23 protein-coding genes, 1 pseudogene and 1 riboswitch are annotated in these 26,514 nt (G+C 64.7%); of the genes and pseudogenes, 12 read left to right on the top strand and 12 right to left on the bottom strand.

All coding sequences use genetic code 11. The annotated features are described in order from the left end of the window. Positions 1-795, bottom strand: a 795-nt coding sequence (locus tag C1D09_RS19300) for a patatin-like phospholipase family protein (RefSeq protein WP_143975811.1), incomplete at its 3' end; no start/stop codon positions are given. Positions 796-998: 203 nt separating this feature from the next. Then, entirely contained in the window at positions 999-2,087 is a 1,089-nt protein-coding gene (locus C1D09_RS19295) for a citrate synthase/methylcitrate synthase (RefSeq protein ID WP_143975810.1), read from the bottom strand. A gap of 93 nt (positions 2,088-2,180) precedes the next feature. Between C1D09_RS19295 and C1D09_RS19290 the strand changes: the two genes are divergently transcribed. Then, positions 2,181-3,323 carry a citrate synthase gene (locus C1D09_RS19290; RefSeq protein ID WP_143975809.1) on the top strand — a complete coding sequence of 381 codons (1,143 nt, stop codon included), beginning with the start codon at positions 2,181-2,183 and terminating at the stop codon, positions 3,321-3,323. Between the two features lie 12 nt (positions 3,324-3,335). On the opposite strand, the gene ftrA is transcribed toward C1D09_RS19290, so the two are convergent. Further along, positions 3,336-4,349 carry a transcriptional regulator FtrA gene (ftrA, locus tag C1D09_RS19285; protein WP_143975808.1) on the bottom strand — a complete coding sequence of 338 codons (1,014 nt, stop codon included), beginning with the start codon at positions 4,347-4,349 and terminating at the stop codon, positions 3,336-3,338. A 134-nt stretch (positions 4,350-4,483) separates the two neighbouring features. Here ftrA and C1D09_RS19280 point away from each other — a divergent pair, with 134 nt between their 5' ends. Next, positions 4,484-4,903 (top strand): rhodanese-like domain-containing protein, encoded by a 420-nt coding sequence (locus tag C1D09_RS19280; RefSeq protein ID WP_143975807.1) that lies wholly within the window; start codon positions 4,484-4,486, stop codon positions 4,901-4,903. 145 nt (positions 4,904-5,048) lie between these two features. Here the strand turns inward: C1D09_RS19280 and phaR are convergent, their stop codons facing one another. Continuing rightward, complete coding sequence (gene phaR, locus C1D09_RS19275; RefSeq protein ID WP_143975806.1) at positions 5,049-5,657, bottom strand: polyhydroxyalkanoate synthesis repressor PhaR; 609 nt, start codon at positions 5,655-5,657, stop codon at positions 5,049-5,051. 302 nt (positions 5,658-5,959) lie between these two features. Between phaR and C1D09_RS19270 the strand changes: the two genes are divergently transcribed. From C1D09_RS19270 to C1D09_RS19245, 6 genes are all read left to right on the top strand, one after another. Then, the gene (locus tag C1D09_RS19270) at positions 5,960-7,144 is read left to right on the top strand and encodes an acetyl-CoA C-acetyltransferase (protein WP_143975805.1); all 1,185 of its coding nucleotides are present in this window, start codon (positions 5,960-5,962) and stop codon (positions 7,142-7,144) included. A gap of 90 nt (positions 7,145-7,234) precedes the next feature. After that, the gene (phbB, locus tag C1D09_RS19265; RefSeq protein WP_143975804.1) at positions 7,235-7,960 is read left to right on the top strand and encodes an acetoacetyl-CoA reductase; all 726 of its coding nucleotides are present in this window, start codon (positions 7,235-7,237) and stop codon (positions 7,958-7,960) included. Between the two features lie 711 nt (positions 7,961-8,671). Next, the gene (locus C1D09_RS19260; RefSeq protein ID WP_143975803.1) at positions 8,672-12,058 is read left to right on the top strand and encodes a helicase-related protein; all 3,387 of its coding nucleotides are present in this window, start codon (positions 8,672-8,674) and stop codon (positions 12,056-12,058) included. Between the two features lie 14 nt (positions 12,059-12,072). After that, complete coding sequence (locus C1D09_RS19255) at positions 12,073-12,459, top strand: RNA-binding S4 domain-containing protein (RefSeq protein WP_143975802.1); 387 nt, start codon at positions 12,073-12,075, stop codon at positions 12,457-12,459. Positions 12,460-12,707: 248 nt separating this feature from the next. Next, a complete protein-coding gene (fdxA, locus tag C1D09_RS19250; protein ID WP_008873823.1) occupies positions 12,708-13,046 on the top strand; it encodes a ferredoxin FdxA in 339 nt (112 codons plus the stop codon). 369 nt (positions 13,047-13,415) lie between these two features. Then, a complete protein-coding gene (locus tag C1D09_RS19245; RefSeq protein WP_010911999.1) occupies positions 13,416-13,997 on the top strand; it encodes a CarD family transcriptional regulator in 582 nt (193 codons plus the stop codon). A gap of 77 nt (positions 13,998-14,074) precedes the next feature. Here the strand turns inward: C1D09_RS19245 and C1D09_RS19240 are convergent, their stop codons facing one another. The 3 genes from C1D09_RS19240 to C1D09_RS19230 form a co-directional block, all read right to left on the bottom strand. After that, the gene (locus C1D09_RS19240; RefSeq protein WP_143975801.1) at positions 14,075-14,848 is read right to left on the bottom strand and encodes an amino acid ABC transporter ATP-binding protein; all 774 of its coding nucleotides are present in this window, start codon (positions 14,846-14,848) and stop codon (positions 14,075-14,077) included. Beyond that, a complete protein-coding gene (locus C1D09_RS19235; protein ID WP_143975800.1) occupies positions 14,845-15,525 on the bottom strand; it encodes an amino acid ABC transporter permease in 681 nt (226 codons plus the stop codon). The genes C1D09_RS19240 and C1D09_RS19235 overlap by 4 nt, the downstream gene beginning before the upstream one ends. A 135-nt stretch (positions 15,526-15,660) precedes the next feature. After that, positions 15,661-16,434, bottom strand: a complete 774-nt coding sequence (locus C1D09_RS19230) for an amino acid ABC transporter substrate-binding protein (protein WP_143975799.1) — start codon at positions 16,432-16,434, stop codon at positions 15,661-15,663. Between the two features lie 305 nt (positions 16,435-16,739). Here C1D09_RS19230 and C1D09_RS19225 point away from each other — a divergent pair, with 305 nt between their 5' ends. Further along, complete coding sequence (locus C1D09_RS19225) at positions 16,740-17,603, top strand: RNA polymerase factor sigma-32 (protein WP_143975798.1); 864 nt, start codon at positions 16,740-16,742, stop codon at positions 17,601-17,603. 16 nt (positions 17,604-17,619) lie between these two features. On the opposite strand, the gene C1D09_RS19220 is transcribed toward C1D09_RS19225, so the two are convergent. The 4 genes from C1D09_RS19220 to thiB all read right to left on the bottom strand — a co-directional run bounded on the left by C1D09_RS19220 (position 17,620) and on the right by thiB (position 22,792). After that, positions 17,620-19,089, bottom strand: coding sequence for a M48 family metalloprotease (locus C1D09_RS19220; protein WP_143975797.1), 1,470 nt, complete (start codon positions 19,087-19,089; stop codon positions 17,620-17,622). A 259-nt stretch (positions 19,090-19,348) separates the two neighbouring features. Next, positions 19,349-20,125 (bottom strand): thiamine ABC transporter ATP-binding protein, encoded by a 777-nt coding sequence (thiQ, locus tag C1D09_RS19215; protein ID WP_143975796.1) that lies wholly within the window; start codon positions 20,123-20,125, stop codon positions 19,349-19,351. Next, on the bottom strand, positions 20,118-21,773 hold the full coding sequence (gene thiP, locus C1D09_RS19210; RefSeq protein ID WP_143975795.1) for a thiamine/thiamine pyrophosphate ABC transporter permease: 1,656 nt from the start codon (positions 21,771-21,773) through the stop codon (positions 20,118-20,120). Before thiP ends, thiQ begins: the two co-directional genes overlap by 8 nt. A 20-nt stretch (positions 21,774-21,793) precedes the next feature. Next, complete coding sequence (gene thiB, locus C1D09_RS19205; protein ID WP_143975794.1) at positions 21,794-22,792, bottom strand: thiamine ABC transporter substrate binding subunit; 999 nt, start codon at positions 22,790-22,792, stop codon at positions 21,794-21,796. Between the two features lie 43 nt (positions 22,793-22,835). Next, a riboswitch (TPP riboswitch) is annotated at positions 22,836-22,950 on the bottom strand. 88 nt (positions 22,951-23,038) lie between these two features. Here thiB and C1D09_RS19200 point away from each other — a divergent pair. From C1D09_RS19200 to C1D09_RS19190, 3 genes are all read left to right on the top strand, one after another. Then, the gene (locus C1D09_RS19200) at positions 23,039-23,683 is read left to right on the top strand and encodes a thiamine diphosphokinase (RefSeq protein WP_143975793.1); all 645 of its coding nucleotides are present in this window, start codon (positions 23,039-23,041) and stop codon (positions 23,681-23,683) included. 1 nt (position 23,684) lies between these two features. Beyond that, positions 23,685-25,505, top strand: coding sequence for an ABC-F family ATP-binding cassette domain-containing protein (locus C1D09_RS19195; RefSeq protein WP_143975792.1), 1,821 nt, complete (start codon positions 23,685-23,687; stop codon positions 25,503-25,505). Between the two features lie 268 nt (positions 25,506-25,773). Next, positions 25,774-26,100 (top strand): CcdB family protein, encoded by a 327-nt coding sequence (locus tag C1D09_RS19190; RefSeq protein ID WP_246135806.1) that lies wholly within the window; start codon positions 25,774-25,776, stop codon positions 26,098-26,100. Here the strand turns inward: C1D09_RS19190 and C1D09_RS19185 are convergent. Continuing rightward, positions 25,995-26,514 (bottom strand): annotated as a pseudogene (locus C1D09_RS19185) (hypothetical protein); the annotation flags it as partial. The gene C1D09_RS19190 and the pseudogene C1D09_RS19185 overlap by 106 nt on opposite strands.

Genomic DNA, 26,514 nt, shown 5'->3' with positions numbered 1-26,514 from the left:
GACGAAGGCGATCGAGCGGAATTCGCGCAGCAGCCCGGCATTGAAGGTGATTTCGTCGATGCGGTTCTGGATCTCGTTGGCGCTCCTGGGCGTTCCTTCGCGCACCACCGGATTGATCTGCACCAGCAGCACATCCTCGGTCGCCGCCGTCTTGAAGAACGGATAGAGCGCCGGGTTGCCGCCATAGCCGCCATCCCAATAGGGCACGCCCTTGATCTCGACGGCGCGGAACAATTGCGGCAGGCAGGCCGAGGCCATCACCGTGTCGAGGTCGATCTCGCCATCGGAAAAGACCCGCAGCTGCCCGGTCTCGACATTGGTGGCGGAGATGAACAATTCCATCGACTTGCAGGCACGGACATTGCTGAAATCGATCTGCTGCGCCACCACGTCGCGCAGCGGATTGAGGCCGAGCGGATTGGCGACATAGGGCGAGAACACCCGCGACATGGTGTCGAAGAAGACATAGCCGGGCGTGTTCTCGATCGACCAATTGCCCCAGGCGACGTCCCACGGCGTGCGCTGCACCGGGCTGAACCGGCCCTTTGCCGCCACCGCACGCCAGAAATCGTCGAGCTTCTTGCGCGCGCCCTCGACCCCGCCACGCACAAATCCGTCGGCCAGGGCCACCGCGTTCATGGCGCCGGCGCTGGTGCCGGAAACCGCCGATATCTCCAGCCTGCCGTCCTCAAGCAATCGGTCGAGCACGCCCCAGGAGAATGCGCCATGCGAGCCGCCGCCCTGAAGCGCGATGTTGATCTTCTTGTTTTCCTCCGCCTTGCCGTTCTTCGTCATGGCGTTCCTGTCGTCCTGATGTGCCAGCCTGCCCCAGCGTCATGGAAGGAAGCAGCTATTGGCGGCCTATGTTGCAGTGCAGCATATAAGGACGGACCAAGGCAAGAACACGAACACGGTCGCGTGATCACATGAAATTTCGGTCATGCGAGAAAAGCCCCTCCGATTGAAGCGGAGAGGCTGTGTCCTCAGGTCGGGGATGCCTAGGCGACCATATCGGGCACCGGGCCGACATAGCGCGATTGCGGACGGATCAGCCGTCCGGTCGTCTGCTGCTCGCGCGCATGCGCGATCCAGCCGGCAACTCGACCGGCGGCGAAGACATTGCTGAAGGCCTGTGGCGGAAAACCCGCCGCTTCCAGCACCAGTGCCGTGTAGAATTCGACATTCGTCTGCAGCGAGCGCTGCGGCTTGGCGATCCGCAACATCTCGAGCGCCGCCTTTTCGACCTCCTCGGCGAAAGCCAGCCGGCGGCCGGTCTCGCCCTCGCCGCCGAGCTGGCGCACGACTGCTTTCAGCACATCGGCGCGCGGATCGCGCACACGGTAGATACGATGGCCGAATCCCATGATCCGCCTGCCATGCGCGATCTCGTTGCGCAGCCAGCTGGCCGCATCGCCATTCGCCCCGATCGCGTCGAGCATCTCGATCACCGGGCCGGGCGCGCCGCCATGCAGCGGCCCCTTGAGCGCGCCGAGCCCGGCCAGCACCGACGAGGTCAGGCCGGCCAATGTCGAAGCAACGACGCGCGTGGCGAAGGTCGAGGCGTTGAGGCCGTGGTCGCAGACGGTAACCAGATAGGTGTTGAGCGCTTTTGCCAATGCCGGTGACGGAACGGAGCCCTGGAGCATGTGCAACATGTCGGCGGCATGGTCGGCCTTGCCATCCGGCGCGACTGGCTGCTCGCCGCGCCGCAGGCGCAGCAAGGCAGGCGTCAGCACGGCGGGCGCCGCGATCAGCCGCAGCGCGTCCGCCAGTGTTTCGCCGTCTGGTAGCAGAGCCATGCCGGCGCGCATGGCGCTGTAGATCTCGAGTGGCGCCAGCAGCGAGAGCGAAGGCAGGATCCGCTCGAACACCTCGACACGCGCCTCCCCCAGTTGCGCCGCCAGTTCGGCATCGCCGGGCAGATCCTCGAAGAAGCCGTCGAGCAACAGCCGGACGACCTGCGGAAAGTTCCATCGTCCGGCCAGTTCCGCAAGCGAATGGCCACGGATCGTCAGTCGGCCGCCCAGACCATCCACGTCGGACAGCACGGTTTCGGCCGCAACCACATCATCGAGCCCATTCGCCATAACCTTGTCTCCTTGAAGCTTTTGCGGATCGGAGATAAGGCTGGTCAACCCAAGCATCAATCTTGATCAACAGAATCAATATCAGAGCCGGAAATGTCGGAATGGTTATCGCGGGAAGAGGCGTTGGAAAGGCTGCGGGTTAGGCCGCAGACGCTCTATGCCTATGTCAGCCGCGGGCGTATCGGCATGCGGCCGGACCGCGCCGACCCACGCCGCAGCCAGTATCGCGCCGACGACATCGCGGCGCTGGCAACGCGCAGGGCGCGCGGACGCAGCCCCTCGGCCATAGCCGAAAGCGCGATTGCCTGGGGCGAGCCGTCGATCGCAACGGCGATTTCGACCGTCTGGCACGGTCGCCTCATCTATCGGGGCCGGGATGCCGCCCTGCTGTCCGACCATGCCACGCTGGAAGAAACCGCCGCTGTGCTTTGGGCCTTGCCTGAACCGATCCGTTTTGAAGCGCCGTTGCCGGATGCGCCACGCCACTCCGGCCGCGCTCCAGCCTTCGCGCGACTTGCCTTGCTGGCCGGCCAGGCGCGGCCTTCGCTTGGACGCAGCGCCGCCTCGCTATGTGCCGACGCCGCGCGCGCAATCGGCGTGCTGGCCGGCGCCCTCGGTGCCGAAGCGGGGCCGGATCCGGTGCACCGGCGTTTGGCACGGGGCTGGTCGGTCGATGAGCGTGGCGCAGATGCGATCCGGCGCGCCCTTGTGCTGCTCGCCGATCACGAGTTGAATGCATCAACCTTCGCGGCCCGCGTCGCGGCCTCCACCGGCGCCCCACCCGCTGCTTGCCTGCTGGCAGGCCTGGCGACACTCTCCGGACCGCGCCATGGCGGTGCCGGCGAAGCGGTGATGCAGCTTGCTGAAGATGCGGCGCGGCACGGCGCCGACGCCGCGATCCGGCGCTGGCTCGGCCATGACCGGCCGCTGCCGGGGTTCGGCCACCAACTCTATCCCGAGGGCGATCCCCGGGCCACGGCGCTGCTGGCAGCCATCGGCAACACCGATGAGACCTTGCGGTTGCTGGAGATCGCCGCCGTCGCAGCGACCGGCGCCCAGGCAAATATCGATTTTGCCCTGGCCGTGCTGACGCGCGGCCTCGGCCTGCCGCGCGAAGCGCCGTTCCACCTGTTCGCGCTCGGGCGCAGCGTCGGCTGGGCCGCGCACATGGTCGAGCAGATCGTCAGCGGCAGCATCATCAGGCCGCGGGGCCGCTATGAGGGGCTGTTGCCCTGACCGTCTGGGTCGTCAGGCGGAGTCGGCGTTGGTCCCGAACCGCGCGCGATATGCGGCGGGCGTCGTGGCGAACTGCTTGCGGAAGTGATGCCGCAATGTCGCCGCCGCGCCAAAGCCGGCGGTCTCGGCAATCCGCTCGATCGGCATGCTCGTGTCTTCCAGCAAAGTGCGCGCCCGCGAAAGCCGCTCCGAAAGCAGCCAGCGCGCGGGTGTGACACCGGTCGCGGCCGCGAACCGGCGCAGAAATGTCCGCCCGCTCATCCCGGCAAGACCGGCCAGGGTGGCGACGGGATAGTCGGCGGCAATATCCGCGCGCATTCTGTCGATCAGCGGTCCAAGCCGGCCGCGTTCGTGCGGCTCGGGAACGGAATTTTCGACATATTGCGCCTGGCCGCCGTCGCGGTGCGGCGGCACGACCAGGCGGCGTGCCACCATATTGGCCGCCTTGGTGCCGAAATCGCGGCGCACCAGGTGCAGGCACAGGTCGATGCCCGCGGCACTGCCGGCCGATGTCAGCACATTTCCCTCATCGATGTACAAGACATCCGGGACCACGGTGATGTCGGGATACATCTCCCTCAGTCTGTCGCTGTAGCGCCAATGCGTTGTGGCCTTCTTGCCCGAAAGCAGGCCGGCCGCGGCGAGCACGAAAACGCCCGAGCAGATGGACAGGATGCGGGCGCCCCGCTCGCTGGCCGCCCGAAGCGCCTCGATCAGCAATGGCGGCACCGGACAGTCCACGCCGCGCCATCCCGGCACAATCACCGTGCCGGCCTCGCCGATCAGATCGAGTCCGCCATCGGCGACGATGCGCACGCCGCCCATCGCCCGCATTTCGCCGGCATCTATACCGGCGACGGCAAAACGGTACCAATCCACGCCCATCTCCGGCCTTGGCAAGGCGAAGATCTCGGCCGCCACGCCGAACTCGAACGTGCACAGACCATCATAGGCGACTGCTGCGACAAGCCTATTGACGGGGGGCCGATTGGCAGGAGGTGGGTTGGCGGGAGGCATGTTTGGCATGATCTTGACGATATATGGCAAAGCTGCCAGCTGCAATTGCCCGGACCGGTGCGCTACCTCAACTCAATCATTGATGGAGACAAGCTCCATCGGCAAACGATGGAGACCGGCTCCATCCGTGATGGAGACCCTTGATGAGCTATGTGACAGACGTTCCAGTCGCCCCGCCGGAGATTGCCCGGGACCATTTCCTGCGCCGGCTTTCGGTCGAGACCGATTGTTCCGACGTCGCCGCGACGCTGCGCGGCGGAGAGCCTGACTTCGTGCTTCTGCATGTGGTCGGTTCGCCTGATGCCTATGAGCGCCGCCATGTGCCGGGCGCGCTGCACCTGCCGCACCGCGAAATATCGGCCGAGCGGATGGCTGAATGGCCGGCAGGCACGCTGTTCGTGGTCTATTGCGCCGGGCCGCATTGCAATGGCGCGGATCGTGCGGCCTTCAAACTGGCCAGCCTCGGCCTGCCGGTCAAGATCATGATCGGCGGCATTTCAGGCTGGCAGGACGAAGAGCTTCCTTTCGCCTCAGGCAGGGCGCCTGGCGCTCTGCGGGCATGATTCAAACTCGAAGCCCGGCGTATGAAGCGGCCGATATCGTCCGTCCCATGAGGCGGCGGATGCCGGCGCGGTGCGAAACCTGGGAATTGAGCATCCGACGATCAATGGGCAAGGCCAGCCGGATCTAAGCCTTGCCGGCGCCGGCTCACGACATCGTGTCGAGCTTGCGCTGCATGGCCGCGATCTGGTCCTTCAACTGCTGCAGATCGTCTGATTTCTCCGGCGGCGCGTCCTTCCTGGCCGGTTCGGCGGGGGCCGCGGCCGGCGCCGAGCCCGGCGGGAAAGGCGTGAACAGCCGCATCGCGTTCTGGAACATCTCCATGTTGCGGCGGGTCTGCTCTTCCAGCGCCTTGATCGGCGTCGCCATCTTCATCACATCGAGCGGCGACTTGCCGATGGCGCCCTTCATCTGCTCGCGAAAGCGCTCCTGCTCCTTGGAGAAGGCGATCATCGACTGTTCAAGGAAGCTCGGCACGATCATCTGCATCTGGTCGCCGTAGAAGGCGATCAGCTGGCGCAGGAACGGGATCGGCAGCATGTTCTGCCCATCCTTGTTCTCCAGCTCGAAAATGATCTGGGTCAGCACCGGATGCGTGATGTCGTCGCCGGTCTTGGCGTCCTGGACGGTGAATTCCTCGCCCTTCTTGACCATGTCGGCCAGATCCTCGAGCGTCACATAGGTGCTCGTCCCCGTATTATAGAGGCGGCGATTGGCGTATTTCTTGATAATGATCGGATCGTCTTTTGCGGCCATCTGCATCCTCCCCGGACACCGGCACGCCTGAGTAAGCAGCCGGTAACGATTGCGCCCTTTTTGAGGATATGCGCAAAAGCCTCATAATTCCAAGCAGTTTGTGCAGTGCGGGATCATATAATGCTGCATAGCAGGCAAAATATGCTGCGCAGCAGCGGCCGGCCTGGTGGCACGGCGCCGGGCGACCTGCTTGGCGTGCATGGGCGCCATGCCGATTTCCGGTTTGACTTGGGTCATGGAAAGGGCAAGAAAAGTTGCCAACAATGCCTGAAAACACGACAGCTCGAAGTCTGGAGAAGAAAATGTCCTCTGCCAATTCCATCGTTGTCGCCAGTGCCGCGCGCACGGCCGTCGGCTCCTTCAACGGTGCTTTCGCCGCCACGCCGGCGCATGAACTCGGCGCTGTCGTCATCAAGGAACTCTTGTCGCGCGCGGGTGTCGAGGCAGCCGAGGTCGACGAGGTCATCCTCGGCCAGGTGCTGACCGCGGCCCAAGGCCAGAACCCGGCCCGCCAGGCCTCGATCATCGCCGGCCTGCCCAAGGAGACCACCGCTTGGGGCCTCAACCAGGTTTGCGGCTCGGGCCTGCGCGCCATTGCGCTCGGCATGCAGCAGATCGCCACCGGCGACGCCAAGGTGATCCTTGCCGGCGGACAGGAATCGATGTCGCTGTCGCCCCACGCCGAGCACCTGCGCGCCGGCGTCAAGATGGGCGACTACAAGATGATCGACACGATGATCAAGGACGGCCTGTGGGACGCCTTCAACGGCTATCACATGGGCAACACCGCCGAAAACGTCGCCCGCCAGTTCCAGATCACCCGTGACGATCAGGATCAGTTCGCGCTCGCCTCGCAGAACAAGGCCGAGGCCGCGCAGAAGGCCGGAAAATTCAAGGACGAAATCGTCGCCTTCACCATCAAGGGCAAAAAGGGCGACACGGTCGTCGATCAGGACGAATACATCCGCCACGGCGCCACGCTCGACGCCATGACCAAGCTGAGGCCGGCCTTCGACAAGGACGGCACGGTGACCGCCGCCAACGCCTCCGGCATCAATGACGGGGCGGCCGGCGCGCTGCTGATGAGCGAAGCGGAGGCCGCAAGGCGCGGCATCACTCCGCTGGCGCGCATCGTCTCCTGGGCGACCGCCGGCGTCGATCCGGCGATCATGGGCACCGGCCCGATCCCGGCTTCGCGCAAGGCTTTGGAAAAGGCAGGCTGGTCTGTCGGCGACCTCGACCTTGTCGAGGCCAACGAGGCTTTCGCCGCCCAGGCTTGTGCCGTGAACAAGGACATGGGCTGGGATCCCTCGATCGTCAACGTCAATGGCGGCGCCATCGCCATCGGTCATCCGATCGGCGCTTCGGGCGCGCGCATCTTCAACACGCTGGTCCACGAACTGCGCCGCCGCGGCGCCAAGAAGGGCCTCGCCACGCTGTGCATCGGCGGCGGCATGGGCGTCGCCATGTGCGTTGAAGCGCTCTGAGAAAACGATGACCGGGCGGCGCGAGCCGCCCGTTCCTTATCCAGTGCCTGCCAAGCCCGAAAACAGGGCGATATCAAAAAGGGGAAATGCATGACCAAGGTAGCAATCGTCACGGGCGGATCGCGCGGCATCGGCGCGGCGATCTCGATCGCTTTGAAGACCGCCGGCTATTCAGTTGCCGCGAACTATGCGGGCAACGACGAGGCGGCGGCGAAATTCAAGGCCGAGACCGGCATTCCGGTCTACAAATGGTCGGTCGCCGACTATGACGCTTGCGCCGCCGGCATCAAACAGGTCGAGGCCGACCTCGGCCCGGTCTCGGTGCTGGTCAACAACGCCGGCATCACCCGCGATGCCATGTTCCACAAGATCACCCGCGACCAGTGGAAAGAAGTCATCGACACCAATCTGTCGGGTGTTTTCAACATGACGCATCCGCTGTGGAATGGCATGCGTGAGCGCAAGTTCGGCCGCGTCATCACCATCTCCTCGATCAACGGCCAGAAGGGCCAGGCCGGCCAGGTCAATTATTCCGCCGCCAAGGCCGGCGACATCGGCTTCTCGAAGGCGCTCGCCCAAGAGGGTGCTCGCGCGGGCATTACCGTCAACGTCATCTGCCCCGGCTACATCGCCACCGAAATGGTCAAGGCCATCGACGAGAAGGTGCTCAACGAGCGCATCCTGCCGCAGATCCCTGTCGGCCGCCTCGGCGAGCCCGAAGAGATCGCGCGCTGCGTCGTCTTCCTCGCCTCGCAGGATGCCGGTTTCATCACCGGCTCGACCATCACGGCCAATGGCGGCCAGTACTTCGCCTGAGACATCTGACGGCGGCTCATATCCCGCGACGAACGGACCGGGAAACCGGTCCGTTTTCAATCGATGCCTGGAGACCGAGGCGCCCCGCTGCGGCGCAATGCCCCAATCCGGCACGCAAAGGTTAATGGCGGCGGTGCCGCCTGTGCGAACCCTGTGGGCAAGCCTGTGAATCCTCGGTGGATAAGTTGTTCACAACACAAGATATTGGGGGAACAAAACAGGAAAACGCCGCCGGCGCCGATTTGTCGCCGATTCGTTCCGGCTTTGAGCGGAAGTTAACGTTAATCTCCCGGATTCGGCGGTGTCTCCTTAACGAAAGATTCGGAAAGATTAACAATTTCATAATCTTGAGCGACAGTCACTGAACTGCTTCGTTCATTTGCCGGCAAAAGTTAAGGACAAGGCCCGCCCAGCATAAAACGGGCCAGTTCGACGATTCAGCATGTGGTGAGACTCGTGGTCACAAAAACCATATGTAGCCGTGAACAAAAGCTGAATCTGCGCGAGTCGCCGATTCGTCGCCGATTCGTTCCAGACTCGTTCCATCAGTTAAGCTGCAGCCAATTTAGCGCCAGACAGAGTTGCCTTCGAGCCGCCGGTGGAACATTCCGCTTTCGCTTCGCGCCCGAAATCCCTATGTGTCGCCTGTCATACGCGCCAGTTGAGGCACGCTCCCGACAACCAGAGGCCAGAAAGCCTTACTCCAGGTCGATGAACATCCAGCCGAAACACACTGAGCCGCTGATCCTGTCGGGCCGCGACGTCACCGCCGTGCTTGGGCCCACCAACACCGGCAAGACCCATCTCGCCATCGAGCGCATGGTGGCGCACGAGACCGGCGTCATCGGCCTGCCGCTCAGGCTGCTGGCCCGCGAAGTCTACACACGCGTCTGCGAAAAGGTCGGCGCCCACAAGGTCGCGCTGATCACCGGCGAGGAGAAGATCCAGCCGCCCGGCGCGAAATATTCGGTCTGTACCGTCGAGGCTATGCCGCGTGAAACGGACGCCGCCTTCGTCGCCATCGACGAGGTGCAGCTCGCCGGCGACCTCGAGCGCGGCCACATCTTCACCGACCGCATCCTGCATTTGCGCGGCCGCCAGGAGACGCTGCTGCTGGGTGCCGCCACCATGCACGGCATCCTGCAGCGCCTGCTGAAGGCCGTCTCGGTGGTGACGCGGCCGCGGCTGTCGCATCTGGCCTATGCCGGTTCGAAGAAACTGACCCGCCTGCCGCGCCGTACCGCGATCGTCGCCTTTTCCGCCGACGAGGTCTACGCCATAGCCGAGCTGATCCGCCGCCAGCAAGGCGGTGCCGCCGTCGTGCTCGGCGCGCTGTCGCCGCGCACCCGTAACGCCCAGGTGGCGCTGTTCCAGTCCGGCGATGTCGACTATCTCGTCGCCACCGACGCCATCGGCATGGGGCTCAACCTCGACCTCGACCATGTCGCCTTCGCCCAGAACCGCAAGTTCGACGGCTACCAGTACCGCAACTTGACGGCGGCCGAGCTTGGCCAGATCGCCGGCCGCGCTGGCCGGCATCTGCGCGACGGCACCTTCGGCGTCACTGGCCAGGTCGACCCGCTCGACGAAGAGCTGGTCAAGAAGATCGAAAGCCACGACTTCGATCCGGTGAAGGTGCTGCAGTGGCGCACCGCGCATTTCGACTTCGCCAGCCTCGATACGCTCAAGCGCTCGATCGAGACCAACGCCCCGGTCGAGGGCCTGACGCGCGCCCTGCCGGCGGTCGACGCACAGGCGCTCGAATATCTCTCCCGCGACGAGGACATCCGCGGGCTCGCCACCGACGCCAAGCGCGTCGCGCTGCTGTGGGAAGCCTGCGCGCTGCCCGACTACAGGAAGATCGCGCCTGCCCAGCACGCCGACCTGATCGCCTCGATCTACATGGACCTTGCCCGTCATGGCCATGTCGACGAGAACTACATGGCCGAGCAGGTGCGCCGTGCCGACACCACCGAGGGCGACATCGATACGCTGTCGCACCGTATTGCCCAGATCCGCACCTGGACATTCGTGTCGAACCGGCCCGGCTGGCTGGCCGATCAGGCACACTGGCAGGAAAAGACGCGCGAAATCGAAGACAGATTGTCGGATGCGCTGCATGAGCGGTTGACGAAACGCTTCGTAGACCGCAGGACTTCCGTCCTCATGCGGCGCCTTAGAGAAAATACCATGCCTGAAGCCGAAATCAGTCCTACCGGAACCGTCCTTGTCGAAGGCCACCATGTTGGCGAGTTGCAAGGGTTCCGCTTCACCGCCGACCAGAGCGCCGGTGGCGAAGACGCCAAGGCCGTGCGCACGGCCGCGCAAAAGGCGCTGGCCGCCGAGTTCGAGGCGCGCGCCGAACGCTTCGGCGCCTGCGCCAATGGCGACCTGGCGCTTGGCTCGGACGGCACGCTGCGCTGGATCGGCGCGCCGATCGGTACGCTGGTTTCCGGCGAGGACGCGCTGAAGCCGCGCCTCGTGCTGCTGGCCGACGAACAGCTGACCGGCCCGGCGCGCGACAAGGTCGCCGCGCGCGCCGAACGTTTCGTCAATTTTCAGATCGAAACACTGCTGAAGCCGCTGTTCGACTTGAAGAACGCCGAGCAGATTTCCGGTATCGGTCGCGGCATCGCCTTCCAACTGGTCGAGAATTTCGGCCTCATCAACCGCCGCGATATCGCCGAGGAGATGAAGTCGCTCGACCAGGAGGGCCGCGCGGCACTTCGCCGGCTCGGTGTGCGCTTCGGCGCCTACCATGTCTTCGTGCCGGCCCTGATAAAGCCGGCCCCCGCCGGGCTGGTGACCTTGCTGTGGGCACTGAAGAACGACGGCAAGGACAAGCCTGGTTTCGGCGACGTCGTCCACGCGCTGGCGTCCGGCCGCACCTCCGTGGTCATCGATCCTGCCTTCGACAAGGCTTTCTACAAGCTTGCCGGCTATCGCAATCTCGGCCGCCGCGCCGTGCGCATCGACATATTGGAACGGCTGGCGGACCTCATCCGTCCGGCGACCAATTGGAAGCCCGGCCTCGGCCAGCGCCCTGACGGCGCCTATGATGGCCATTCCTTCATGGTGACGCCGCCGATGATGTCGATCCTCGGTGCCACCGCCGACGACATGGAAGAGATCCTCAAGGGCCTGGGTTACCGCGCCGAGCCGAAGCCGGCGGCGGAGGTCAAGGCGCGGCTCGAGGCGCAGGACACCGCCGCGCGGGAAGCCGCTGCCGCGAAACTTGCGGCGGAAGAAGCCGCGCGCGCCGAGCAGGCCAAGCCAGCCGAAGCGCCGGCAACCGACGCAGCCGCGGAAGCAGCGGTCGAGGGTTCGGAACCGGCTGCCGCCGACGCCGCCGTCGAAGCGCCGGCCGAAGCCATCGCGGAAACGGCAGCAGAGCCGGTCGCGCAAGCGCAACCGGAAGCTCCAGCCGAAGCCGTGGAAGGACCCGCTACAGAGGTCGCCGTCGCCGCAGCGGCTGCCGAACCTGCTGAAGCGCCGGAAGCGGAAGCCGAATCGGTCGAGGTCGCTCCAGCGGAGCCAGTGGAGCCAGTTTCCGAAGCCGCACCGGCGACGGAAGCGGTTTCGGCCGAGCCATCCGGGGAGGCCGGAGCAGCCGGCGAGCCCATCGCCGAAGCCGAAGCGCCCAAGCCGATCCTGCTGTGGCGCCAGGGCCGTTTCGAACCGCGTCCCCGCCATCACGAAGGTCGCAACAACCGCCAGCGCAACGGGCAAGCGCGCGGCCGTGGCAATGCGCCGGCCGAGGCCGGCGCTGCTCAAGCCACCGGCGCGCCCGCAGAACGTCCCACCCATGAGGGGCGTCGCGATGGCGCCGGCAAGCCGCGCTTCGACCGTTCGAAGTTCAAGCCCAAACCGCAGGGTGAAGGCGAACAGCGCCGCGACGGCCGCCCGCAAGGCGAGCGTCGCGAAGGCCGACCCGACTGGAAGGGTGGCCGGCCCGATGGCAAGGGCGGTCCCGATCGCGGCAAGGGGGGTGCAAAGCCCGCTTTCCAGCCGAAGGCGCGCGAGGAACGTCCGGTGCGCTTCGATCCGGATTCGCCCTTCGCCAAGCTCGCCGCCTTGCGCGACCAATTGAAGAAGTAGGCTCGGTAGGTCCGATGGTTGCCGAGGGCCGCCAGCGTATCGACAAATGGCTGTTCTTTTCGCGCGCGGTGAAATCGCGCTCGCTGGCGGCGAAGCTCGTCGTCGCCGGGCGCGTGCGCATTAATCGCGACAAAGCAGCGCAGGCCTCCGATCTGGTCAAGCCGGGCGATGTGCTGACCATCACGCTCGACCAGCGCATTTTCGTCTGGAAGGTGCTTGGCGCCGGTGTCCGGCGCGGCCCGGCGGAGGAAGCCCGCACCCTCTATGAGGATATGTCGCCGCCGCCCACACCGAAGGGCGAGGCGCTTCCCGACGCCATACCGGCGCTGCGCGAGGCCGGCAGCGGCCGCCCGACCAAACGGGAGCGCCGCCAGACCGACCGCCTGCTTGGCGACGACTGAGGCTTGCCGGCCAGATCGCGTGCCGCGGTCCCGGGGCCGCGGCGGGCGCAGGACAGAACGGAACCCGGCAGACAACATGCTCCCGGGACATCAGCCACCCTTGCCGCGCCCGCCGCCTGGAATTCCATTCCGCGAACACCGAGGCGACGGCGCATGGCAACCCTTGCAAGCGAGAGGCAAAGGCGTTACCTCACGGAAAAAGCCCAAGAAAACTGGCCCATTGAGCTGGGGCGTCCCGGAGCCGACCGATGACCTATGTCGTGACCGACAATTGCATCAAATGCAAATATATGGACTGCATCGAAGTCTGTCCGGTCGACTGTTTCTATGAAGGCGAGAACATGCTCGTCATCCATCCCGACGAGTGCATCGACTGCGGCGTCTGCGAGCCTGAGTGCCCGGCCGACGCGATCAAGCCCGACACCGAGCCAGGCCTCGACAAATGGCTGCAGATCAACACCGAATATGCCGAGAAGTGGCCCAACATCACCGCCAAGAAGGAGCCGCCGGCAGACGCCAAGACCTTCGACGGCGAGGCCGGCAAGTTCGAGAAATACTTCTCCGCCGAGCCCGGCGAAGGCGATTGACAATACGGCCGTAAAGGCTTGTATGACGCAGCGTAACAGGCACATCGGATTAACCGCCTTGACAGGCGGCGATTGGCTGTGGCCTTCGCTTACGCAGCAAAACCTTGATTCTTCCGACTTTTTGTGCTACATCAGCAAAACATGCCGGTGACACAACGTCGATTTATGGCGCAGACGCCCCAAATCACTGAAAGGTGAAAATCCCATTCCGGACCAGAGCGATCTGGGTCAGGCGGTCGCAGTTCGTGCGGCTTGCCGGTCCCGACCTTTCCGGTGGGCTCATCTGTTGTGCGGCTAACGATCGGTTTCCCCGGTCGCACGAGTTCAGCCGGCACCGCCGCCGGCCCATAACAAGGAGTTCAGGGCGTAATGGCAACGATCACCCCGCAAAAGAAGTCCACTGGTGCACGTCACGGTTTCAAGACCGGCGAGTACATCGTCTACCCCGCGCATGGCGTTGGCCAGATCGTGTCGATCGACGAGCAGGAAGTGGCCGGCCATAAGCTGGAACTGTTCGTCATCGACTTCCAGAAGGACAAGATGCGCCTGAAGGTGCCGGTCGCCAAGGCGACCTCCATTGGCATGCGCAAGCTGTCGGAAGAGGATTATGTCGAGCGCGCGTTGAAGGTCGTGCAGGGCCGCGCCCGGGTGAAGCGCACCATGTGGTCGCGCCGCGCCCAGGAATATGATGCCAAGATCAATTCCGGCGACCTGATCTCGATCTCGGAAGTCGTGCGTGACCTCTACCGCGCCGACAACCAGCCGGAGCAGTCTTATTCCGAGCGTCAGCTTTACGAGGCGGCACTCGACCGCATGGCCCGCGAGATCGCGGCCGTCAACCGCATGTCGGAAACCGAAGCCGTGCGCCTGATCGAGGTCAACCTCAACAAGGGCCCTAAGCGTGGCGCCAAGGCCGACAATGAGGAAGCCGAGCAGGAAGAAGCTGCTTGAGGTCTTGAGCCTTTAAGTTCACGAAAAACCCGGCCTCGCGCCGGGTTTTTTGTTTCTCGGATAAGGCAAGGGCGGGCCTACGCTTGACCGCCGCCTTCGTTCTCCGCCTCCTGCTTCAGCGTCGCGATGAAGCGCTTGGTCCGTTCGCGCTCCGGATTGCCGAACAAAGCGGCCGACGGCCCCTGCTCGACGATGACGCCCGCATCGAGGAACACCGCTTCCTGGGCGATCTTGGAGGCAAGCCGCAGGTCGTGCGTCGCCATCACCATGGTCGTGCCTTCGCTGGCTAGCTTGCCGAGCACGTCGACCACCTCTTGCGCCAGTTCCGGATCGAGCGCCGAAGTCGGCTCGTCGCACAGCAGCACCTTCGGCGACGGCGCCAAGGCCCGGGCGATCGCCACGCGCTGCTGCTGGCCGCCCGACAGCGTCGCTGGCCACGCATCGGCCTTGTGCGCCATCCCGACTTTCTCCAGCAAGGCCAGCGCCCGCTCACGCGCCTTCTCAGGCGACCATTTCAGCACCGTCACCAGTCCTTCCATGACGTTCTCGATGGCGGTGCGGTGCGGGAACAGCTGGAAATTCTGGAACACCATGCCGGTCTGCAGGCGCAGCCGCCTGATATCGGCGGCCGGCACCTTGATGCCCGGGCGAAACACGAGCGTCTCTTCGCCGATGCGCACCGTGCCCGAAGTCGGGATTTCCAGGAGGTTGATGCAGCGCAACAGCGTGCTTTTCCCCCCGCCCGAGGGGCCGACCAGGGCCGTGACACTGCCTTCGGCGATCGCGACCGTCACGCCCTTGAGCACGAGATTGTCGCCGAAGCGCTTTTCGATATTGGTGAGGCCGATCATGAGCGCGCCTCCAGGAAGCCGCCATAGCGGTTGAGCCGCTCCTCCAGCCGCGTCTGCAGGGCCGACAGCACTGAACTCATCGCCAGATAGAGGATCGCTGCCTCGACATAGAGGATCAGCGGCTCATAGGTGGTGGCGACGATGCGCTGCGCCGCCTGGAACATCTCGGGCACGGTGATGGCGGCGGCCAGCGAGGTGTCCTTGACCAGCGAGATGAAGGTGTTGGACAGCGGCGGCACCGCGACCCGGCCTGCCTGCGGCAGGACGGTGCGCCGCATCGCCTGGCTCCAGGTCATGCCGATCGAATAGGCGGCTTCCCACTGGCCCTTCGGCACGGAGCCGATGGCCGCGCGGATGATTTCCGACGTGTAGGCGCCGATATTCAGCGTAAAGCCGATCAAGGCCGCCGTGAAGGCGTCGAGCAGGATGCCGACGGACGGCAGGCCGTAGAAGATCAGGAACAGTTGCACCAGCAGCGGCGTGCCGCGGAAGATCCAGACATAGAAGCGCACGAGCATGACCAGCGGCTTCGGCCCGAACAGCCGGCCGAGTGCGGCCCCGAGGCCAACGGTAAGGCCCAGCACGAAGGACAACAGCGTCAGCGGCACGGTGAAAATCAAGGCGGCCCAGAGCAGCGAAGGCAGCGACTCCAGCATCAGTTGCAGCCAGTGCGGCACGAAAAACCCTCCAGAATGGTCGAACTGGCTTCATCGAAGCGCGAATGCGTCAGCCATATCACGACAAAGGCGGCGAGCCGTCAAAGACGGCCCGCCGCTGGTGCATACGGGGCGACAACTCGCCCTCACTCGAAGCTACTTCGAGACGTCCTGGCCGAAATAGGTGTCGGCGATCTTCTTGTAAGTGCCGTCGGCCTTGATATCGGCCAGCGCCTTGTTGATGGCGGCAACCAGTTCAGGATCGCCCTTGCGCACGATGACGCCGGAATAGTCGGCGTTTTCCTCTTGCGCGGCGATCTTCACATTGGCGTCGGGCTTGTGCTTCTTGAAGTCGAGGAACGACAGGCTGTCATTGATGGTGGCGTCGGCTCGGCCGGTCAAGAGCAACTGGATCGACTGGTCGAAGCCGTCGGTGCCGACCAGTTCGGCGCCGTTCGCCTCGGCGAGCTTGCCGAAGTTCGAGGTAAGCGATTGCGCCGACTTCTTGCCCTTGAGATCGGCGAAAGTCTTGATGTCGGTGTTGTCGCCGCGCACGATCAGCACCGCCTTGGAGGCGATGTAGGGGTCGGAGAAATCGTATTTTGCCTTGCGCGCGTCGGTGATGCCGACCTCGTTGATGACGGCGTCGTAACGTTTGACGTCGAGACCGGCGATCAGCCCGTCCCACTTGCCCTCCAGAAACTCGACCTTGACCCCGAGCTTGTCGGCGATCGCCTTGGCGATCTCGACGTCGAAGCCGACCAGGGCGCCGGACGGGTCATGGTAGGTGAAGGGCGCGTAGGTGCCTTCCGTGCCGACTTTGATGACGCCGGCCTGTTTGATCTGGTCGAGATTGGCGCCGGCATGGCCTGAGGTGACCGCCAGGGCCTGCAAGGTCCCGGCGACGATAAGCGACTTGAGCCATTTCATTTTTTTGTGATCCCGTCCTTTAACCTGTTGTGAGGGCTGGAAAATGACAGATGCGAGTCGAAAGAATAAGGAACCATATTTCAAAAACGAAGAACTTCTGAAACCAAGTTCTCTAAATTCAAGTCTTTGCAGCGTCTGGACGTCCCCGGCAACCACGTCGAAATCGCCCGGACAGCATTGCTCGCCCGCCGGCGCCAGCGGAACCTTTCTCGCGCATGGCAGTTTTGGCTGTTCTAGGGCGCGACGCCGCGATTTCAACCGGCGCCCTGCCAAGTTCGTAACGTCGGTCATATCGGGAGCCCCTCATGATGGAAGACACGGCAGGACGGATCATGGTCCGCGCGGCGATGAAGGCTCCCTACCTCGAACGCGACGAGGAACATCGGCTGGCCTTGCTCTGGAAACAAGACAACGACCAGAACGCTCTGCACAGCATCACCGTCGCGCATATGCGGCTGGTCATTTCCATGGCCTCGAAATTCCGCCATTACGGCCTGCCGCTCGGCGACCTGATCCAGGAAGGCCATGTCGGCCTGCTCGAGGCCGCTGCCCGCTTCGAGCCCGAACGCGAAGTACGGTTTTCCACCTATGCGACATGGTGGATCCGCGCCTCGATGCAGGACTACATCCTGCGCAACTGGTCGATTGTGCGCGGCGGAACCAGTTCTGCGCAGAAAGCCCTGTTCTTCAACCTGCGCCGCCTGCGCGCCCGGCTGGCGAACGGTGCCGAGCCGCTTTCCAACACGACCCTCTACCGCGAAGTGTCGGTTGCGCTTGGCGTCTCGGAGGCTGACGTGGCGATGATGGATTCACGGCTGTCGGCGCCCGACTCCTCGCTCAACATGCCGCTTGCCGACGATGCGGGCGCGACAGAGCGGATGGACTTCCTGGTTTCCGACGATCCCCTGCCCGACGAGGTCGTCGGCGACAAGATCGACGTCGCGCGCCGTTCGCTTTGGCTGCGCGAGGCGCTTCACGCGCTGAACGCCCGTGAACTCAGGATCATCGAGGAACGCCGGCTGAACGACGAGGGCGCCACGCTCGAGGCTCTCGGCGAGACGCTCGGTATTTCCAAGGAACGCGTCCGCCAGATCGAGGCCCGCGCCATGGAAAAGCTCAAAGTGGCGCTGGTGAAGCAGAACCCGGAATTTCTGGCGACAGCCGCCTGATCCCGCGCACGCACCCTTACTTGTCGGTAACGATCTTCACCTTGTCGCCGGCCGAAACCGCGGCACCAGGCGACAACGCGTTGAGCACCCTGAACAGGTCGAGCTTGCGGTCGACGCCGACCATCTGCGCGGCGAGCGAGCCCATGGTCTGCCCAGGCTGCACGGTGAGCACGCGGATATGCAGCGGCTTCAAGGCCGCCTTTTCAGCGGCACTCAAGATACGGAACGACCCGCTGACCGAACGCGCCACCGTCTCCAGCGAGGTGCTGGCCGAGGGTGCCGCGGTGAGCAGCCGGTAGACCTGGCCGCCGGCACGAATCACCGCGATATCGAACTGCCAGCCTTCGGCACTGGCATGGGCGATCGCGGCCTCGTTGCCGTTGATGGTTTCCTGCTTGACGCTGCTGTCATCGAGACCGGCCACCCAGCCGCTTCTGATGTAGTCGGTCAAGGCGCGGTTCTTGTCGATCGAAACGCCGTCGAAGCGGATCGCTATGTCGCCAGGCCCGGTCGCCGTCACCGCCGCGGCCGAATTGTCGATGACGAAACCGTCCGGCACCGTGAACGAAACGCCGAGACCCGGATGCAGGAAGGTCTCGCCACGGACATAGCCTTCTTCCGGCGTGTCGCCGTAGAGCAGGCCGTCTACGCCGGCGAGGAAGGAATCGCGATCGCGCGTGCCTACGCCGGGCGCGCCGAACTGGCGGGCATGGCGTTGTGCCAGGTCGATGCGCTGCGGCGTGTTGGGATGCGTCGCCAGGAAGTCGAGGCTGGCGTCGGTGGCGCCGCTGATCGAACGGAAATCGGTATAGGCCGACATCGACTGCAGGAAGCGGCCGGCGGCATAAGGGTCATAGCCCGCTTCACCGATCGACTTGATGCCGATGGCGTCGGCCTCGAGCTCCTGGTTGCGCGAGAATTGCGCCAGCCGGAGCTTGCCGCGGATCAAAGCCGCCTTGGCGGTCGGACTGTCACCGAGCACGTCGGAGACCACTTTGGTCGCCAGGCCTTCCTCGGCCTCCAGCTGCTGACGCTGCAGGCCGTGATTGGCGGTGACGTGGCCCATCTCATGCGCGATGACGGCGGCGAGCTCGGACGAATCATTGGCCAACGCCAACAGGCCGCGCGTGATGTAGAGATAGCCGCCCGGCAGGGCGAAGGCGTTGACGTTGGGCGAATTGAGGATCGTGATGCGGTAAGTCTGGGTCGGGTTCGCCGACACAACGGTCAGATTGCCGACGACCTTGGCGACCATGCGCTCGAGCTTGGGATCGGAATACTCGCCGCCATAGGTCGCCAGGATGCGCGGATGCTGCGCCTTTGCCAGTTCCGCGAGCTTGTTGTTGGCACCGACATTGTCGACCGTGATCGGCTTGTCGGACGGCTGGAAGCCGGATTCCTGGACTTCCGGAGGCGTGAACATCTGGCAGCTTGCGAGCGCCACGGCAAAGCCGGCCAGCGCCAGAAAGCGCGCCAGCGGGTTCATTCGTAGCTTGTCGACGCCGATCGCCAGAGCGGCTTCCTTTCAGGTCCCGGCGCATGACCAAGAAAATCGGGGGCGATCTTCGGAACCTGTCATGCGCAAAAAAGAAATTTCTACGGCACCCGTTGCGCGTCCCTTGGGGCGCGCGGCGGATGCAGTAGGCAAATCACGGCCTGTGCCGGACCAGTAGGGCGGACCTAGCCACACTACGTCTGCCATGGCAAGCAAGCGCCCCTTCGCCTTATGCCGGTTTGACCGTAAATTATGTCCGCTTCCGGGCAATATCTCGTGATACGGCATTTCCGGCACCTGCACCGATATAGCGCCGGAATGCCTCCGGACCACCCCCAACGAAGAAATCGTCCGCGCTGCCGGTGGCGGCAACGGCGCCATCGTCCAGAAACACCACGTTCTGGCCAATGCGGCGGGCGTCCTGTGGCTGGTGCGTGACGAACAGCACCGTCATGCCGCGCTCCGCATGAACACCGGCAACCAGGTCGAGCATATCGTCGCGCAAGGCGGGCCCGAGCGAAGCGAAGGGCTCGTCGAGCAGCAGCACCGGGCGATCGCGCACCAGCACCCGCGCCAGGGCGACGCGCTGGCGCTCGCCGCCCGAGAGTTCGCGCGGCAGCCGCTTGTCCTTGCCGCCAAGGCCTGTGCGTTCCAACGCCTCGGCAATGGCGGCTCGATCGCCTTCGGTCAGCCGCAGCGATGGCGAGCGGCCGAGCCCGACATTCTGCTCGACGGAGAGATGCGCAAAAAGGTTGTTTTCCTGAAACACCATCGACACCGCCCGCGCAGCCGGAGGGTCGGCGCCGACATCAATCCCGCCGATCAGCACGCGGCCTGACCGCGGCGTCTCGAAGCCGGCGACGAGGTTGAGCAGCGTCGACTTGCCTGAACCACTCGGCCCCATGATGGCGGTGATCTCCCCCGCCGCGAACGCCACGTCGAAGGTGAGCGGCGCCTCGCCATAGCTGAATGAGACCTTGTCCAGCCGCACCGGAACGCCCTTCCCTGTCGTCGCCCCGTCAGACATTGCGGACCTTGTCTCTTCCCAGCCAGTCCGCCGCCAGCACCAAGGCGAGGCAAACGAGGCCGAGCAACAGCGCCAGGCCGGCGGCGTCCTCGGTGCGGTAGCTGCCCATGCGCGCCAGGAGGAGGTAAGGCAAGGTCTGCACGGAATCACTGCCGAACAGCGCGATGACGCCGAGATCGCCGAGCGACAGCGCCATGGCGAAGGCGAAGGCGGTGGCGAGCGGCCGCCGCAATGACGGCCAGTCGACCAGCCGCAGCCTGGCCCAGCCGGAAATGCCGAGCTGCGCACAGAGCCGTTCGTGGCGCTCGCTGGCCGCGTCATAGGCGGGACGGACGGCGCGAAGCGCGAAAGGCATCGCCATGACAGCGTTGACGGTGACGACCATGACCGGGGCGATGGCAAAGACGTCGCCGGCACGGCGCAGCAGGAGGAACCAGCCAGCTCCGATGACGATCGGCGGCACGACCAGCACAAAACCGGCACCGGTATCCGTGGCATGTTCGAGCAGTGTTCTTGGACCGGAGCGGCGTTTCAACGCGAGTGCCCGTCTGGCCATGGTCAGCGCCAGCGACAGTGTCACCGAAAGCAGCGCCGACAGGAAAGCCAGCACCGCACTGATCAGCGTCGCCTGCCGGACTGTGGGCTCGCCGGCGAGCCGGCCGAGATCGGCGCCCAAGCCTGCCGAGACGGTCGCGGCCATCGGTCCGACGACGAACAGCAGCGCCAGCACGATGACCACGGCGTTGAGTGAAGCCTCGGTCGCATTGACGGAGAGGTAACGGCGCGGCGCCACCGGCAGGTTGGCGTCGCCGGCAATATTGGCGCCAAGCCGCGTCAATGCCAGCACCATGACAAAGGTCAGCGCAATCTGCAGCGATGTCAGGGCGACCGCGCGCGCCGGGTCGAAATCGAAGCGCAGCGCCTGGTAGATGCCGACCTCCAGCGTCGTCGCGGCCGGGCCGCCGCCCAGCGTCAGCACGATGGTGAAGGATGTGATGCAGAGCATGAAGACCAGCCCGGCGACACCCGGCAGGGCGGCGCGCAGCGTCGGCCATTCGATCAGCCGGAAGGCCGGCCGCGCCGCCATGCCCAGCTGGCTTGCCAGTCGCCACTGGTCGGCGGGAATGGTCTGCAACGCCTCGAGGAACAGCCGGGTCGCCAACGGCAGGTTGAAGAAGACGTGGGCCACGAGAATGCCCGACAAGCCATAGATGCCTGGCCAACCCTGGCCGCCGACGGCGCTGAACAGTCCGGCGAAATAGCCGGCACGGCCGTACAGCGCCAGTATGCCGAGCGCCGCGACGATCGCGGGCAGCGCCAGCGGCACGGCGAAGAGTTGCAGGATGAAGGCGCGGCCGAAGAAACGCGGATGCCGCGACAGGGCGCGCGCCACGAACAGCGCCGGGATTACCGAAAGCAGGGTCGAGAGGATGGCCTGCCAAAGCGTGAAGCGCACGACGCGCAGCAGGTAGGGATCGAAGGCCGCCCAGGCTCCGGAAAAATCATGGGTGCCTTCGACAAGCAGGCCCGCAAACGCGCCGCCGATCAGCAGCGTGATCGCGGCGAGCGCGAGGATGCCGCCGCTAACGCGGGGATCAGCGGGTTGCACGCTCGACCACCAATCTCCGCATAGCCGTGGAGCACTCATCTTTCGATCATACGGCCAAACTATTTGCTCATCACCGCCAGCCATTCGTCGACCCAGGCCTTGCGGTTGGCGGCAACCTGTTCTGGGCTGAACAGCAGGGTCTTGGTCGGCTTGACCAGTTTGTCGAAGGCCGGGTTGAGCGGCTTGTCGGTCTTGCCTGCCGGGAACATCCAGTTGGTCTCGGGAATGGCATCCTGGAATTTCGGCCCGGTCATGAAGGCGATGAATTTTGCGGCCAGCGGGTTCTTGGCTCCGTTCGTGGTGATGCCCGCGACCTCGATCTGAAGATACTCGCCTTCCTCAAAAGAAGCGGCCTGGTAGCGCTGCGTGTTCTCGGCGACCATGTGATAGGCCGGCGAGGTCGTGTAGGACAGGACCATCGGCGCCTCACCCTTGGTGAACAGGCCATAGGCCTCGCTCCAGCCCGGCGTCACGGTCAATACCTTTGTCTTGAGCTTGGCCCAGGCTTCCGGCGCCTTGTCGCCATAGACCGACTTCACCCACAACAGCAGGCCGAGACCCGGCGTCGAGGTGCGCGGATCCTGGATGACGATCTTGTCGTCGGCGCTGCCTTCGACCAGTTCCTTCAGGCTCTTCGGCGGCGTTTTCAGTTTTTCGGTGTCATAGACGACGGCGAAGTAGCCGTAGTCGAAGGGAACAAAAGTATCGTCGCTCCAGCCACCCGGCACGTTGACTTCGGAGACCGCGCCATGCGGGGCAAACAACCCGCTGGCCTTGGCATCGGCGGTGAGATTGGTGTCGAGGCCGAGCACGATGTCGGCCTTGGTCGACGCGCCTTCGAGCTTGACGCGGTTGAGCAGGGCCACCCCATCGGCGACCGAGACGAACTCGACGTCGCAGCCGCATTCGGCCTCGAATTCCTTCTTCACCAACGGGCCTGGCCCCCAGTCGGCGGTGAAGCTCTCATAGGTGTAGACGGTGAGCTTGTCCTTGGCCAAGGCCGGCCCGGACAGCGCCACGGCCAAGGTCGAGACAAGAGCGTATAAAAGCGTGCGCATCGGCGCCTCCTTCGTTCGAATTGAAAGGAATTGAGGCGTCGGACTGTCCGAAACGTCTAATCCCTCCGCCGGTACAAACCGGATCAGGTTCAGCGGGTTGGCGAGACTGCCTCTCAGCCGGTCCGCGAAAATCGCGTCCGGCACCCCGTTAGAGCGCTCTGACACATAGGCCGGGCCGAGGAACCGCGCAAGTGGCAGTTTGCCGGCCTTCCGTTTCCGCTGCCGGGCTGGTACAGGCCACCGGATATGAGCACATTCACCATTCTGCTTGGCGGCGATCTCATCCGCACGCCCCGGCTCGACCGCCAGGTCGAAGGCTCGCGCGTCATTGCCGCCGACGCCGGCATCGGCCATGCGCGGCTTGTGGGCCTCGTGCCTGAATTGTGGGTGGGCGATTTCGATTCGGTCCCGGCCGATCTCCCCGCCGACCTCGCCGCGGTGCCCCGCCAGACCTTCCCGCGCGAGAAGGACAAGACCGACGGTGAACTGGCTATTGCCGCAGCCATCGAGCGCGGCGCGACCAGCCTGGTGCTGGCGGGCGCGTTCGGCGGCAAACGCGCCGACCACGCTTTCCTGCATCTGGCGCTCGCCCTGCGCCTGGCCGAGGCCGGAACGGAGGTGCTGTTGACCAGCGGCGCCCAGGAAGGCGTACCCTTGCTGTCGGGAACGGCTGGCTTCGATTATGCCGACGGCACGCTGTTTTCGATCCTCGGCTTTTCCGAACTCGCCGGCCTCACCGTCACCGGCGCCAAATGGCCGTTGAATCAGGTCGAGGTGGCCTTCGGCTCGTCGCTGACCATTTCCAACGAGGTCCAGGGTCGACTCGACATCGCGCTCGGCCACGGCCGCGCGCTGCTGCTCGCGCATCCGTATCCACTACCTGAAAGCTGACATGGCCCCGCCCCTTCTCAACCTCGACGGGATAAAACTGACCTTTGGCGGCACACCGCTGCTCGACGGCGCCGCCTTGACCGCATCGGCTGGTGACAAGATCGCGCTGGTCGGCCGCAACGGGTCCGGCAAGTCGACGCTGCTCAAGATCGCCGCCGGCCTGATCGAGCCGCAGGATGGCGAGGTCTTTCGCCAACCCTCGGCAACCGTCCGCTATCTGCCGCAGATGCCCGACATGGAAGGTTTCGCCACGGTGCGCGCCTATGTCGAGGCCGGCCTCGGGCCAGCCGACGATCCTTACCGCGCCTCCTATCTGATGGAGCATCTTGGTCTCACCGGCGAGGAGCGGCCGGGCGATCTCTCGGGCGGCGAGGCCAGGCGCGCAGCCCTGGCCCGTGTCATGGCCCCCGAGCCTGACATTCTCTTGCTTGACGAGCCGACCAACCATCTTGACCTGTCGGTCATCGAATGGCTCGAGGAAGAGCTCGTGCGCACCTCCTCGGCGTTGGTCGTCATCTCGCACGACCGCCGTTTTCTCGAGCGCGTGTCGCGCGCCACCGTCTGGCTCGACCGTGGCCAGACCCGCAGGCTGGACAAGGGCTTTGGCCATTTCGAGGAATGGCGCGACCAGGTGCTGGAAGAGGAAGAGCGCGAGCAGCACAAGCTTGGCCGCCAGATCGTGCGCGAGGAGCACTGGCTGCGCTATGGCGTGACAGCGCGGCGCAAGCGCAACATGCGCCGCTTGGGCGAGCTGCAGACCATGCGCCAGCGCTTTCGCGGCCATCGCGGCGCCGAAGGCACCGCGACCATGGTGGCGAGCGACGCCGCCGAATCCGGCAAGCTGGTGATCGAAGCGAAAAACATCGAAAAGAGCTTTGGCGACCTCACCGTGGTCAAGGGCTTCTCGACGCGCATCCAGCGCGGCGACCGCGTCGGCCTGGTCGGACCGAACGGCGCCGGCAAGACGACGCTTTTGAAGATGCTGACGGGCGAATTGGCACCGGATGCCGGCTCGGTGCGGCTCGGCACCAATCTGGAAATCGCCACGCTCGACCAGAAGCGCGAGGCGGTCGATCCGCAGGAGACGCTGGCGCAGTACCTCACTGACGGGCGCGGTGAAAACCTCGTCATCAATGGCGAGCAGCGCCATGTCGTGTCCTACATGAAGGATTTCCTGTTCAAGCCGGAGCAGGCGCGCACACCGGTGCGCGAACTTTCCGGCGGCGAGCGGGCGCGGCTGATCCTGGCGCGCGTGCTGGCGCGGCCGGCGAACCTCCTGGTGCTCGATGAGCCGACCAACGATCTCGACATGGAGACATTGGAACTGCTGCAGGAACTGGTCGCCGGCTTCGCCGGTACCGTCATCCTGGTCAGCCACGACCGCGATTTCCTCGACCGCACCGTGACCAGCATCATCGCGCCGGACGGCGGCGGCCGCTGGGTCGAATATGCCGGCGGTTATTCCGACATGCTGGCGCAGCGCGGCGGCACCAGGCTCGACGACCGCAAGGCGCGCGCCAGGGCTGAAGCCGCAGATGCGCCGGCGACGGACAGGAACGAACCGGCAGCCCCGAAAGGGCCGGCGAAGAAACTGTCGTTCAAGCAGAAATTCGCCCTGGAATCGCTCCCCAAGAAGATCGAGGCGGTGATCGCTTCGATCTCTCGGCTGGAGAACAATATCGCCGACCCGGCCTATTACGAGCGCGACCCGGCCTCCTTCCAGAAAACCATCGCCGCCCTCGACAAGGAACGCGCGACGCTGGCCGCGCTTGAGGAAGAGTGGCTGGAACTGGAGATGCTGCGCGAGGAGATGGAGGGGTAAACGATTATGCGGCCTTTTGTGCGCGCATATTGTGCGCATAAAGAAGGGCCCCTCGATGCTGCGATCGGCACCGAAACCTCAATGGACGTCCGTCAACACGTCCATTGACTATTGATCAAAGACGCCAAGGCGTTGGGCATCAACATCTCCCGCGCTGCCGAGGCAGGCAACGGACTGCCATTGGCCAAACACCGGCCGTTCTGATGGCGCGTTACGACATCTATCGGAATGCCGAGGGCGACATAAGCAGAGGGTCGTCGTTCCCTTGATGCCGCCTGACACAGCGCCGGTTCCTGGCCGCCGGCTAAACCCGACCTTCGCCATAAACGGCAAGGATCACGTAATGGTCACAGAGTTCTTGTCAGCCTCAACTGCCTCTGAATTGCAGAGTTTGGAAGGAAACCTTTCCAGGCACCATGACGACATCGTCGGCGCGCTCGGCATGCTGCTCCAGGGTTTCCGAGTGAAGGCGACCGTTACGCCGCCTTCTCAGCCCGCCGTCTTTGCCTGCCAGGCCTTGATCGCCTCGTCGAACACCTTCTCGCCGGGAATGCCTTTTTCCATGGTCAGCAGCGCCCGCCGGCCGGTCTTGTAGACCACCGGAACGTCGATCCAGTCCTGGCCGCGCAGCAAGGTCATGTTGGCGTCCTCGTCGGCCTTGGTGTCGTTGAGCGCGACGAGGAAGAAGCCGTCGGCGATCTTGGCCGGAATGCCGATCAGCGGGCTGCCGGCGTCCTGCTCCGAACTCTTCATCGCCACGCGCAGGATGTTGTCGACGCCACCGCCCTCGAAACCGTCGGGCGTCAGGAAGATCATCTCGATGATGTGACTGGCCGGCAGCGTCTGGTCGGTGTTGCGGCGGATGGTCATGCGCAACTGGATGTCCTTGCCGGGGATGGTCGCCTCGGCGCGGATCGCCGGCTCGGGCGGCAGGTCGCCACCAGGCGATTCCTGCACCAGCGACCAGACGATGCTGCCGGGCTCGGCCGAGCCCTGCGCGGTGCTGGTT

This window comes from Mesorhizobium intechi, from assembly GCF_002879535.1.
Taxonomy (GTDB): domain Bacteria; phylum Pseudomonadota; class Alphaproteobacteria; order Rhizobiales; family Rhizobiaceae; genus Mesorhizobium; species Mesorhizobium intechi.
Note: the sequence above shows the minus strand (reverse complement) of the source record. Positions and strands in the feature narration are given on the sequence as shown.